This window comes from Hyphomicrobiales bacterium, assembly GCA_030688605.1.
GTDB lineage: Bacteria > Pseudomonadota > Alphaproteobacteria > Rhizobiales > NORP267 > JAUYJB01.
Map to the genome: position 1 here is coordinate 1 of JAUYJB010000096.1, position 13,733 is coordinate 13,733.

Sequence of the window (13,733 nt, forward strand, 5' to 3'; positions counted from 1 at the left end):
AACGTATGCCTACACGTCATTCTCAGTGCCCGCCAATGTTCTCCTGACTGGCCAGGGGCGCGGCGTCACGACACTGCAAAGCCAAACTGCAGCGGCTACTGTCACGTTCTCAGGGGATGCAGCAGGACTCGCCGAGCTGACTATAGATGGCGTCAACGTGGGAGCAAGTTCGATCGGCGTGTTCTCAAAGGCGAAGAACGAAACGCGGTTCAGGAACGTCACGCTCAAGCGCTTCGAGACGTGCCTTTCTGTTCAGGGCGGCCGGCGCGCTGACTGGAAAGATCTCTATCTCGACAACGCGGTGACCGGGGCGCTTCTCAAGGGCGACATCAACGGTGTGAGCGCTGACGGAGACGAGTTCCGCTACAACGAGTGGACTGGCGGAAAGGTCACCAACTGCACCACGGCAGGCGTGCACCTTGGGTTCGTTGACCGCAAGTGCTGGCACAACAGCATCAATGACGTGGGGTTCGAGGACAACACCGGTACGGCCTTCAAGTGCACCGGCGCGCGCTGGACCGACATGGACGGCTGCTGGTGGTCAGGGAATACAACCGATATCGCCGTTGAGGATGGCAGCGACACGACGCTGGTGGCTGAGAATTCGGTTGTCGGCCTGCACATCTCGGACTTCATCATTTCGGCCGCCATGTCCTTTACTGGCAAGTGCCAGGATGTGATCTTCGAGCGCGGGGAGTTCAATGCAGGCACCTACACCCTGACCAGCGTCGAGAACACGATCATCGCCAAGGACAGCACGGAATCTTCCACGGTTGCGATCGCCGGCGGCGACGCGACGCAGTGGATGCGGATCCGCACATCGCTTGGGGACGCCCCAGGATCGGCCGGTATCACCACGGATGCAACGTCCACGGAGGGCTGGTCCTATGACCTCGCGGCCGGCGAAGTGGTCTTTCTCGATGCCAAGGTGATCGGCAATGGCCGGAACGTCATCGACACGGCCGTCTACCACATCACGCAGGGAGCCTACCGGCCAGGATCGACGCTCGCCTACGACAACCAGACAGCCAACTTTACTGCTGGCGCCGTACTCACCGGGAGCACATCCGGGGCGACGGCGCGCATTACGGCGGATACCGATGCTGGCGCGACCGGGACAGTCACGCTGCGGGATATCACAGGCGAGTTTGTCGACGACGAGACAATCACTGATTCTGCCGGCGGGAGCGCGCTCGCCAATGGCGTCATGGCGCACCAGAATGCTGTGTTGCTCGGGACGATCAACACGCCATCCGCAGCCGTTGAGACGGATGCGGCATGGGCGGCGATCTTCGGCGTGACCGCGCGCAAGGTGCGCGTCATGGTAGCTGGCGCAGCGGCCAAGACGGTTGAGTGGTCAATCTCGGTGCAGGTCTCGGCTGGATGACATGGGCAAGTGGCAGAACATTGACTTGTCGGCCAAGATGTTCCTCAACGTGGAGGAGGCTGTGCTGCGCAAGTCTGCTGCGGCCCTTGAGAATTGCTTCATCACGGAGAGCGGTTCGCACTCCAGGTTCCCTGGGCTCAAGGCGTTCGTCACGCTGCCCGGAAATTCTCCGACCTACCTGCATGGGTGGAAGGCCCCGATCGGCGACTTGATTGCGGTAAGCAACTCGCGCGTCTACCGCATCGACCGCGCCGGGACCGTATCCGATGTGACCGGCGTGCCAGTCTCTGGCGGCCGGCGCGTGATCTTCGATGAGACCGACGACGAACTGGTCATGGCGGCCGGCGGGCAGATTATCCGCTTGGCTGGAGAGACCACCGAGATTCTATCTGCGGACGCACCGCTTTCCACGCACGTCGGCTACATAGACGGGTATCTGGTCGCCGTCGAAGTGAGTAGCGGGCGGTTCCAGCACTCAGGCGCGAACGATTTCAGGACGTGGGACCCGCTCGATACCTTCTCGGCAGACGGCAAGCCTGACGAGATCAACGGCATGCTGGTGTCACCCTACCGCGAATTGCTCCTCACCGGCGTCGATTCCGTGGAGCAGTTCGAGCGCCTGCCATCCGGCACGACGCCGTTCTTTCGCCGCTGGTCGGTTGGCGAGGGCGTGCTCGCGCCCTACACGCTGGTCGCGGTCGACCAAGGCAACTTCGCAATCAACAGCACCTATGAGTTCGTCCGGTTCACCGGCCAAGTTTCCGAAGCCGTCGGCGACGACCTGCAAGCCACCTTCGAGAAAGTGGACGACTGGACAGACGCTTGGGCTGCGCCTGTTCAGATCAAGGGCCAGAAGTTCATCATCCTGCAGATCCCTGAAGCGGCCAACGTCTACGACACCAAGGGCATCACGTGCCTGTACGACTACCGCCAGAAAAAGTGGTACACCCTGTACGGGTTCGACGGCGGCGTGCCGGTGAAGTGGCCTGGGTGCTCCTACGAGGAAATATGGGGACGGCGCTTCGTTGGTGGGAACGGGGTTATCTACGAGCTTGACACCGATGTCTACTCCAACGTCGGCCAGACGCAGCGCATGCTCGGGCGCACGGCGCCGATGGATCACTGGGGGCCGGCCTTCGTCGACAACGTGCGGATGCGCGTCAAGCGTGGTGTTGGCTCGAGCAGCAGCGAGGATGACGAACCGCCGAAGATCGCCTTCCGGTGCATTCGGGATGGAACACGCAGGACAAAGTGGAAGTACCGCAGCCTCGGGCGGCCTGGCGACACCTACAACACGATCCAGTTTGGCGGCATGGGGAGCGCCATGTCGACGTGGCAGTTCGAGTGGATGGTCACGGATGCCGTGAGCGCTGAAATCGTGAAGCTCGAAGCCGAAGTGAGACCAAGCTGATGGCCAGTATCGCCAACTCGATCGACCCGCCGCCGCGCTTGACCGGTGACCCGGCGCATGACCTGATCGCCGTCATGCAGTGGATGAACTCGTTCTACACCAAGGGGATCTTGGCGGGCGGGCTCTTGCAGACACAGAACTTTCCGATCGAACTCACCGCGCAGTTCAATGCGCTGTTCGAGGCGAACTACCCGGCGCTCGCCGCGCTGGCCGCGCTGGTCAGTGCTGCTGACAAACTCGCCTACTACACTGGGCCAGATGCTTGGGCACTGGCCGATCTGACCGCCTTTGCGCGCACGCTCCTGGCCGCCGCGAACGCTACGGCCGCCAATACACTGTTGGGACTTGGCAGTATGGCGTTGCAGGACAACGGCGCGGTGGCGATCACCGGTGGGACAATGGAAGGTTCGTTCAGCTCGAGCGATTCGAGCGCGGGGATCACGCAGGACGTGACGACGGCGAGCCTTGTCGGGAAGACGCTCAGCTTCAAGGACGGGATATGCACCGGGTTTGCCTGATCACAGTAGTTTTGCTGCTCTATTCGAGAGAGGTTGCCATGGCTGAAGACAAGTTCAATTCCAACACCAAGAGTCCGCGGTTCTCCACCACCAAGGCGCTCGGATTCCGTGGAGGCTCGACCAACGCGCAGACCGGGAACCTCCAGCAGCCGACCTATCTGCAATCGGCGGGGATCAACCCTGCCGCGCCGAAGCCGCCGACGTCCGATGCTGGCGGGCCCGGGATCTCGCAGTTCAGCGCCGGCAACGTGCCGCGGCCGAGCCTTGCCGGGACGCTCGCAACTCAGGCTGGCGGTGTGCTGGCAGGAGAAGGCATGAAGGCTGGATTCAGGGGCCTCAAGAACGCGCTCACGCCGGCCGCTGCACCGGCGGTCTCCGATCCATGGGGGGCCGGCGCAAAGCCCACTGGAGTAGGTGCGCTCGCCGAAAATCCGAGTGTGCTTTCAGGCATGGCTGGAAACGTGAGCGACTACATGAACTCCTTCGCCCCGTATTCAAGCGCGGCACCTTCTGGTGTCGCAGCTCTTGCCGAAGGTCCGAGTGTCGTGTCCGGCATGTCAGGCAATGTCATCGACACCGTTGCCCCAGAAGCAACCGGATGGGGAGCGCAAGGCTCATTTCCGATGAGCGACGCAGCCGCAGGGGCTAGCGAAGCTGCTGGTGCTGCTGCGCCAGCGTTCGGCGGTGGCCCCGCATACGCTGCGGCGAACATGATCGTCCAGAACGACCTGATACCAAAGGCTGTCGAGACTGCCGGTAACTTCATGGACTCAATCGTTCCTGATTGCTTCATCACCGAAGCGGTCATGGCGACCGGCGGCGCCGACAACGGCATGGAACTCGAAGCGCTGCGCGGATTCCGCGACAACATCCTGTCCGCCACCCCACAGGGCCAAGCGATGATCGGAGAGTACGACGCGATCGCGCCTATCGTGGTTGAAGCAGTGAGCGCGCGCCAAGACGGTGTGCAGATTTTCCAACAGATCAAGGCGCAGTTCATCGACCCTGCCGTCGAGGCAGTGCAGAATGGTGACTACCAATCTGCGCTGCAAATCTACGCCCAGATGATCTCATTCGTCACCCCGTTCGCCGCTGAGGCGGCCGAGGCCAGCATGGGCGGCATGGACTCAGGAGAAATGAACCGGATGGGTGACCACGCGGCCATGATCGGCCACAGCCCGGAAATGGCCAACGCGGCGATGCCGGGCGGCGGCGGTGAGTGGGACCCAGGGGTGAATGATGATGCGATGATGGCCGGTGGCGGGATGATGCCAATGGGTCAGCCGAGCGCACCGCTACAAGCGATGACTGGTCCGTCAGGGATGCCGCAGCCAGCCGCGTCTGATCCGATGCTCAACGTGCCCGGGCAGGTTCCGGCGGAGCCATCGCCAGGGATTGGCCAGATGTTCGCTCGGAGGTACTGACCATGGGGTTCTTCGACGGCTGGGACTGGAATGGAATCGCCAACGGGATCGCTCGCAGCGCACCGGCAGCGATTTCCAACTTCGTTGGTGCAAGCCAAGTCGCGAGCGCGAACCAGCGCGCCGCACAGATGGCTGCAGATAACGCTGCGGCGAACCGTGCAGTGCTCACGTCCGCGAACACCACGGCGCAAGGCTACCTGCAGCCGCAGATCGCCGCTGGCGCGCCGGCTGCCGATTACCTGCGCACCGTCATGGCCCAGAATCCGAACGAGTTGACGCCGCAGCAGGAGATCCAGCTTGCCGACACGCGCCGGCAGGCTGTCACCGCCACGCCGAGCGGCCTGCGCGGATCAGGGCGCTACCTGACCGCATCCATCAACGACGTGAACAACCGCGGGCGCGCCGGAATGGTCGCGGCGAACACGGGGCGCGCTGATGCCGCGGCGAACACGCTCGCCTCGCGCGGGGCCGGCGCGGCGACGGGGGCGGCGAACTTGGCGTCGAATCTCGGGACGCAGGTCGCCAACGTGAACACGACCGGCGCTGACGCTGGCGCGAATGCGATCACGACAACCGCTGACTCGAACAATGCCGCGTTGCAAAATATCGGCAGTTTCTTCGCCAATGCCGTGAAGGACGCCGACCGGGAGAGCAGGTATCGCGGGTTCAAGACGGGATTCGCGTAGGAGAGAGCATCATGGCAATCCAATTCGCAAGCGTCCGGCCGGGGATTGAGCTGTTCAACGCGAACGTCGCGCGCAACGACCAGGCGAACCGGCAGGAGAATGCCGACTTCATGGGCCGGATGCAGTACGAGCAGGCGCAGGGCGTTGACGCGGCCCGGCGGCGCGCGGCTGGGGTGTATTTCAATCCACCGACCACTACCCAAGCAGCACCAGCGCCACAGCCAGCGCCTACAGCGGCGGGCCCGGCCGTGCCGGCGATTTCCTCCTTCTCAGCCGATCCGCGAGTCGCTCCGCAAACACCGCTGGACAAGGAATTGCCGGATTCCTCGGTAATCGTCAAGAGCTACCCGCCGGACGGCGGCGCGCCGGACATTACAACCGGGTCGCCACAAATGCCTGTCGCCGCGCCGGCGCCGGGGTCGCCCGCCGCCGGGGTGACCGCGCCCGCGATATCGTCCGTTGCGGCTCAGCCAGCAGCGAGAAATCCAGCAGTCAATCGGTTTTCAGAAATGGCAACCGAGCTCGCCAAGACGCCTGGCACCGGCGCTGACGCGATGGGTATGGTTACCGCCGATATAACTGCCAAGCGCACCGCCTCTACCGAGCGACGCAAGTTTGATATCGAGCAACGCAAGTTGGAGCATGACGCGCTTACGCTGTTCGTCAATGCTGGGAAGAACCGCGACATCTTGTTGATGCGCACCATCAATAAACAGTACAAGCTCGGAATTCCAGAGGCAGCCCTGAACGACCAGGAATTCGCCATCAAACTCATGACGAGCATGGACAACGCTGAAGCTATCGGGAAGGCTAAGAACCCTGAACAGGTCTTGGCGTATTCCAAGGGATACATGCACGCAGTCGCATCAAATGCCACTCCACAGCAGGCGCACCAAGCTGGATTAGCCGAAGCGCAGTCGGTGAAGCCTGAGTTCGAGGCTGTCCACTTTGACCGCTCGCCAACCGGAGAGGTATTCGGCGTCGACCGGAAAATGAACGTGAAGAAGTCCGGGCAGATCGCGCGCCTTCCTCCGAACCCGGTAGGTCGTGGCGGTGCGGCTGGCGGAACTGCGATCACGAAGACAATCGACTACATGGTCGAATCAGGGATCGCGAAAAATGCCGCAGAAGCGTGGAGAATGTACAAAATGGCGGCGGATAACCCTGACAAGCGAGCGCAATTCAGGGCGAATGCGATCCTCAAGGCGCAGGCTCATTGGAGGAACAGCGGAAGGTCGCAGGCCGATATTGTGCGAGAGGTCGATGCCATCTTGCCGAAACCAGGGGAGTTTGAAGGTGCGCCAGCTACCGGAACTGAAGGCCCGGCCTCCGCTGGGCCCGCAGGGCAGATCATCGATTATGATGCGAGTGGCAGGCGAATAAAATCTACATCGCAGAAGGAGTATTGATATGAAACTAACCTTGACACTGGAAGTCCCGGAAGATGAGAAATGCATGTACCTAAGAGTGATTGAAGCTCTTAAAGAATACTGCTCTATGACGAAAGCAAACAATGAGCCATCTGAGGAGGATAGGTGGAATCAGTCTAGCCGATACCTTATTGGCTGCTCGCATCCAGACGGCGGTGACAACAGATTTGTTTCCAAGGATGGTGTCTTGGTGGTGGAAAAAATAACGGAACAGTATCATTCAGATGGCGCCTGCCATAACATAGAGCGACCACTTCCTGTTTTGGCCAGTGACGCCTGAGAAAGTTCTATGCCGCGCATCGCCCGCCTATCTGACGGCACTCAACTGCGGTTCCCCGATGGGACGGCGGACGACGTCATTGACCGTGCCGTAAAGGAAAATCTTGGTTTGGCTGGGCCGGCGCCAAAGCCAGCTCCAGCGGCGCCAGCCGTTGCGCCTGCGCGGGTAAAACTGCGCGCGATTCCGCTCGATGCGCCTCTTGACGCACCACCAGAGCCGCCACCGACACAGGAGGAGATCGCCGCGGCAAGCGAACCTTATCGTGCGCTGCGACCGTTGCGGCGCGAGACAGTTGCGCCGACCTCGAACGTGCCACCCAAAAACGCACCACTAAGCAGAGAGGCCGGAGCGCCGGGTGTGAAGGGGCAGGGATATTTCGGCCCACTGAAACGCCCAGATGGAGACATATCGACTGAGCTGTCGTTCGACTTTGACGAAGGTGGCAAGAAGGTATATGCGCCACTGCTTGTGCCGACACTGACGAAGCCAGAGGTAGACCACCTATTGTCTGGTGGCGCGCCAACCGATGCGCACTATCAGAAGGCCGTTGAGCACGCGCGCAAACGTGTCGCCGCTGGCAAGGATCCGTTTGCTGGTCCAGGAGAGCAATCCGCGCCTCCTGCTGCTCCAAGCGCGCCATGGACCGGAGAAGGCGGTGTGCTGACCAACGCTTCAGCCGGGATGGTGGCTGCCGTCAAAAGCGCATTCGCTAACGTGCGGAGCATGGGTGTCGAGGAAGAGATCGCGCAGCGCAGGGAGGCGCTCGGGATACAGCCGCAGCCAGCCGAGGTTGGAATGGCCGGGCCGCCTACGCAGGCTCCTACGGTGATCGAGCAGTCAAACCCGCTTGGGTACAGAATCCCAAAGAGCGCTATCCAGCGCCAGCAACGCAGGCTCGAAGAGTCGACCGCGGCCGGAGAGCGTGTCAAAGCGCAAATCGACCAGTACAAGCGCGAGACTGAGCTTGTGACGCCGCAGAACATGGACACTGCACAGCAGGCGGTATGGTCGCTTGTGCAATCGGCGCCACCAACGCTCCTTGGCATTGCTGTCGGCATCCTGACGCGCAACCCGGTCGCCGCCATGGCGATAGCCGGTGGTGGTGGCGGCACGTTCCAAGCCGGCAGTACGTATGGGGAAGCGCGCGACAAAGGTGCTTCCCACCGCCTCGCTGGCGTCGCTGCGACGATTGATGCTGTCCTCGAGGGGGTTGGTGAGGCCCTGCCGCTTGCGATCGCGCTGCGGCCTGGTAGCCCGTTCTTGGTGCGCCTGGCGAACACCATGATGGCGGAAGGTGGCCAAGAAGCGGCAACCCAGCTCGCCCAAGACCTGAATGCCTTTCTGACGTACAACCCGGACATCACGCTTGGCGAGGCTTGGCAGAATCTCAAGGTCGCAACGCTGGCCGGCGTCATGGGTGGGGCGGTGTATGGTGGCGCTGGGCACCTTGCCGATCGTAGCGGGCAAACCGTGGCGCTCCCTGCCGGCGGAGCGATCGAGCGACAGGAGCCGCCACAGCCTAGCGTCGTAACAACGCCTTCTGGGCCGGCACCATTGGCTGGAACCGGCCCAGAAACCCTCAAAGCCGTCTTGGAAGATCCGAGACCGGCTGCCAAGATCGCAGAGGACCAAGCGCAGCAGGCCGCTGCCGTTGCGGCGCAGCAGGAAGCCGAGATTCAGGCCGCGCAGGATCATGTGCAGGCGGAAACGGCCGCCGCGGCAGCGCCAGAGGTACAGCCGCCAGCCGAAGCGCCCATAGCAACCGCGCCAAGTGAGCGCGTCACCGTCACCTGGCCAGGCGGAGAAACTGACGTCGTCATCGTCTTGGAGGATTTTGGAGAATCGAAGAAGGTCCAGTTTCCAGACGGACAGACTGCTGAGCTTGGGCCGGACGAGGGCGTGACCTGGGGACAGGGGCCGGAGGGCGAGAACACGCCGGACAAGCCAGTGAAGGCGAAATCAACGCAGGATGTTGACTTGGCTGCAACTGGGATCGCAGCGACTCCAAGCGAAGCGCAGAAGGAAAGTGGGACATACCAAAAGGCTCACATCGACCTTCAAGGCCTGAAGATCAGCTTGGAAAACGCCAAGGGCTCCGAGCGCTCAGGGCTTGATTCGGACGGCGAGCGCTGGGCGGTGACCATGCCGGCGCACTACGGCTATATCAAGCGCACCGAGGGCGCGGACGGCGAGCAGGTCGACGTGTACGTTGGCGACGTGCCCGGCAGCCAGCAGGTGTGGGTGGTCGACCAGATCGACCCGAAGACCGGGAACTTCGACGAGCACAAGGTCATGCTCGGGTTCCCGACAGCCGTCTCTGCGTTGAACGCCTATCGCATGGGATTCAGCGACGGGAGCGGCCCGTCGAGGCTTGGCTGGGCCACGCACATGAGCATGGACCAGTTCAAGGAATGGCTCAAGAACGGCAACAACAAGAAGGCGGTCGCCTACGTGAAGCCGAAGGCTGCGCCAGCACCCAAGCTCACCGAGATCCCTCTCACCACAACGCTCGATCAAGGAGCACCAAATGCCCGCCCAGTACGAAGCGATCAAGGGAAGGATGATGAAAAAGGGGATGAAGGAGGACGAGGCGCAGAGCCGGGCGGCGGCGATCTTCAACAGCCGCCATCCAAGCCGGCCAATGTCGGGCCAGCACCCGGAGGGCGCCCCGCGCAAGAGCCCAATGCCGCCCCCAGGCCCGGCGATCGGCCAGTTCCACGCCCGACCGAAGGGCAAGGGCCGCCCGTGGAGCAGCCAGCGCCGCTAGCGAAGCCGAAGCCTGGGCGGACATCCTTCGCCATCACGGACGACATGGTGCCGCCGGAAGTGCGCGGTACTGGGCTTGAATCGCTGACCAATATCCAACTGGACAAGCTCGCCGTCGAGGGGAACCGGAGCGAGCGCCACCTTGCTTCGCAGGAGAGGGATCGTCGTCGCCGCGCCCCTGAGCCGGAGCCTACCAAGGCTGCACTGATCCCAACGCGCACGCCGGGCGGCGGCATCGAGTTCGTCGTCCAGCCATTGCGCCCAGGGGCCCCGGCTGAAACCAAGATTGTTCCAGAGACGCCGAAGGAAGCGCCAATACCGCCAGCAGCAAAGCCTGCCTATGGCGATACCAACAAAACGTTCACCAAGGATGCCGCTCAAGCTGCGCGCGAGCGCATGCGCAAGAAACTCGGGCAGGTGAACGTCGGCATCGACCCGGAAATGATGCAGGACGGTGTCACCCTGGCCGGATACCACATCGAGGCTGGCGCGCGGTCCTTCGCGCAGTTCACGAAGGCCATGATCGGTGATCTTGGGGAGGCCGTCAGGCCATACCTGAAAGCGTGGTACTCGGCAATTCGCAACTGGCCTGGATTCGACAACGCAGGGATGCAGACCGAAGCTGAGATTGAGAAGGAGATGCAAGATGAGCAACTCTCTGACGCAGCAGGACGCGGTGACGATAAGACAGCAGGCGAAGGAGTACCGGGCGAAGGAGAACCTGGACGAGTCCCTGGTGCAGACGGTACTGTCACAGTGGCAGCAGGGAAGCCCGAAGATGGTGGCTCGCCTGGAGAAGCTGGGGATACTGGGGGCGCAGGCGGTGGTGTGCGTGGGACGGAAGCAAAAGCTGGAGAAGCAGTACCTTCAGTCGGGGATGTCGGCGCCGGACTCGGCGGAGCAGGCGTCGGCGGAAACGCTGCTGCTGGAACCGGAGCAGCCGAACTAGCTCCGGTCACGGCGCCAAAGAAAAACCTAGCCAACTTCCACATCGCTGATCCTGAGCGGCTGATCGGTGCTGCTGGGCCAAAAGCAAGGTTCGCCAAGAACCGGGCAGCGATCGACGCCTACAATGCAGCTATCTCGGAGCACCGTGACCCAACCGAGGTCGAGCGCGAGACCATGGCAGGGTACGTCGGGTGGGGCTCGTTCGGGCAAGTGCTGTTTGAGGGTTCGTGGGAACGGTCTTACTCGCCCGACGCATGGAAGGCTGAGGACAAGTGGCTGCGCGAGCACCTTGGGCGTGAGGAGTGGGAGAGCGCCCAGACCTCGATCATCAACGCGCACTACACGGACCCGCCCACCGTCACCACCATCTGGGACATGGTGCGCGCCATGGGATTCAAGGGCGGGCGCGTGCTCGAGCCGAGCATGGGCATCGGAAACTTCTACGGCCTCATGCCGCGCGATCTCATGGAGAAAAGCCAGCTCGCCGGGATCGAGAAGGATCTCCTGAGCGGATCGATGGCGCAGATGATGTACCCGGACGCCAACGTGCAGATCAAGGGGTACGAGGAAAGCCAGACGGCAGACAACTTCTACGACCTCATCATCGGCAACTGGCCGTTCGCTGCGCAGGGCCCGGTCGACCGGCGCTACGCACAACTGTCGGCAGCGTTGCACGACTACTTCTTCGTGAAGGCGCTGGACCAGGTTCGCCCTGGCGGTCTCGTTGTTGGCATCACGTCGGCCGGCACCATGGACAAGATGGGGCGCAACATACGGCTTGAGCTTGCTCGCAAAGGTGAACTGGTCGCCTCGTTTCGCCTGCCATCAGGTGCGTTCCAGAATTACGCCGGCACCGCCGTAGTCACCGACCTCATCATCCTGCGTAAGCGCGACAAGCCAGCAGCGGACACGCTCGCCGCCGGCTGGATAGAGAGCGTCAAACACGAGATCGGCTACAACAGCATCAACCTGAACGAGTATTACGAGAAGAACCCGGAGAACATCCTCGGCAAGCTCAACTGGGGCCATGGCACTACAAGCGGCAGGCCAGGGATGATCGTCGATCGCCAGCCAGACTTCCCGCAGCAGCTCGCCACCTTGCCGAGTCGCGTGCCGAAGGGGGCGTTCAAGACGCGCAAGGAAGCGCGCGGGATCGACTACACGGCAAACACGACGAAGGAGCGTGAAAACACCATCCTTGTGCACCCAACCAGCGGAGAGCTTTCGGTGGTGCGCGGGGAATACCTTGCGCCGCTCGATCAAATCCAGAAATGGAAGGGAAAGGTTGCGTCTGAAAACAACAAACGCGAGGCTGAGATCAAGGCACTGATTGAACTTCGAACCGCGTACTCGACCCTGATAAAAGCAGAAACATCTGGCCAGGGAGATATCGAGGTCTCTCGTGAGATCCTTCGCACACGCTACCAAATCTATGAAAAGAAATATGGTCGCATCAATCGCTACGGCGGCGCGGTCACGTTCTTCAACAAGGTGCGCGACCCGCATACCGTGCGTCTGATGGCGCTTGAGTCGAACAAGGGCGACCAGAAGTCGCCAAAGTGGGAGCCTGCCAAGATCCTGTTCGAGTCGACGATGCGCAAGGCCGCGCGGATCGACAATCCTTCCGTGGCCGATGCTTTCGCCATCGCCAGGAACGAAGGTGTGGACGTCGACCCGGTGCGGATTGCTGAGCTGTCCAAGTCGACGCCGGAGGCTATCATCAAGGAACTGGAGGGCCTCGCCGCGATCTGGAGGACTCCTGCGGGCACCTACGAAGTGACCGATGTCTACCTGTCCGGTAACGTGCGGCGCAAGCTGCGCGAGGCGCAGGCAGCAGCCGCAGAGGGTCAGGACATGAAGCGCAACATCGAGGCGCTGACCAAGGTCCTTCCTGAGACTACACCCTATTACTTGATCGAGGCAAAGCTCGGCGCGCCATGGGTTGGAGTGCAGCAGTACAAGACTTTCGTATCGGAACTTCTCGGCGTGACCGGGACAGACGGCATTGATATCGAATTCCGCCTTGGGGCGTGGCGCGTTTCGTTCTCTGATCACGGACTGAACAGACGGCCAGAAGCGCAGACACTGTGGGGCACTAACTTCTATCCGTTCAATAGGATCCTGCAGGCTGCGTTCAACAACCTTGGGATCACGATCACCTACGAGGACCAGGACGGCGTAAAGCACACCGACGATGCGAGGACGGCGGAAGTCAACGAAAAGCGTATCCGGCTACGCGAGGAGTTCTCAACCTGGGCGTGGAAGGAGAATAAGCGCCGCATCGAGTTGGAGACGAACTTCAACGAAACGATGAACGCCATCGCTGATGCGAAGTATGACGGATCGTTCTTGTCTATGCCGGGTATGTCGCTCACGCGCGGAGAAGACCAGCTATCGCTTCGCAAGCACCAGATGGACGCTATCTGGCGCGGGATCGTCAATCGGCGCGGAATCTACGCGCACGAGGTTGGGACCGGGAAAACCTACACGATGGGCGGTATCGCGGTGGAATCGCGTCGCCTCGGCATGGCGCGCAAGACGCTGATCTTCGCGCACAACGCAAATTCCAAGGATGTGGCTGCATCGATACAGCAGATGTACCCGGCCGCCGCGGTGCTCTACGTGGACAACCTTGCGCCTGAAACAATCAACCTGACGCTGCAGCAGATCGCCAACGATGATTGGGACGCGATCGTGGTCCCGCACTCGCTCGTTGACCGCTTCGCACTGAAAGAGGCGACCCTGAAAGAGATCGCTGCAGAACAGATAGCGCAAATGGAGGAGGAAGCAATTCTCGCTGCGGCCGATGACAATGTAAGCCTGACCGTTGGGATGATGGACGATCCTGAGCTTATGAAGCGCGTGCGCAGTCCGACCGCGAAG

8 protein-coding genes are annotated in these 13,733 nt (G+C 61.8%); all 8 read left to right on the forward strand.

Features of this window, described 5'->3' with window-relative positions; translation table 11 throughout:
• The coding region (locus Q8P46_10495) for a hypothetical protein (protein MDP2620586.1) at window positions 1-1,387 on the forward strand (1,387 nt) is incomplete at its 5' end.
• A 1-nt stretch (window position 1,388) separates the two neighbouring features.
• Window positions 1,389-2,798 carry a hypothetical protein gene (locus Q8P46_10500; protein ID MDP2620587.1) on the forward strand — a complete coding sequence of 470 codons (1,410 nt, stop codon included), beginning with the start codon at window positions 1,389-1,391 and terminating at the stop codon, window positions 2,796-2,798.
• Window positions 2,798-3,316 carry a hypothetical protein gene (locus tag Q8P46_10505; protein MDP2620588.1) on the forward strand — a complete coding sequence of 173 codons (519 nt, stop codon included), beginning with the start codon at window positions 2,798-2,800 and terminating at the stop codon, window positions 3,314-3,316. The genes Q8P46_10500 and Q8P46_10505 overlap by 1 nt, the downstream gene beginning before the upstream one ends.
• A 38-nt stretch (window positions 3,317-3,354) precedes the next feature.
• Entirely contained in the window at window positions 3,355-4,740 is a 1,386-nt protein-coding gene (locus Q8P46_10510) for a hypothetical protein (protein MDP2620589.1), read from the forward strand.
• Window positions 4,741-4,742: 2 nt separating this feature from the next.
• Entirely contained in the window at window positions 4,743-5,426 is a 684-nt protein-coding gene (locus Q8P46_10515) for a hypothetical protein (GenBank protein ID MDP2620590.1), read from the forward strand.
• Window positions 5,427-5,437: 11 nt separating this feature from the next.
• Window positions 5,438-6,835 (forward strand): hypothetical protein, encoded by a 1,398-nt coding sequence (locus tag Q8P46_10520; GenBank protein MDP2620591.1) that lies wholly within the window; start codon window positions 5,438-5,440, stop codon window positions 6,833-6,835.
• 1 nt (window position 6,836) lies between these two features.
• The gene (locus Q8P46_10525) at window positions 6,837-7,136 is read left to right on the forward strand and encodes a hypothetical protein (GenBank protein ID MDP2620592.1); all 300 of its coding nucleotides are present in this window, start codon (window positions 6,837-6,839) and stop codon (window positions 7,134-7,136) included.
• Between the two features lie 9 nt (window positions 7,137-7,145).
• The coding region (locus Q8P46_10530) for a hypothetical protein (GenBank protein MDP2620593.1) at window positions 7,146-13,733 on the forward strand (6,588 nt) is incomplete at its 3' end.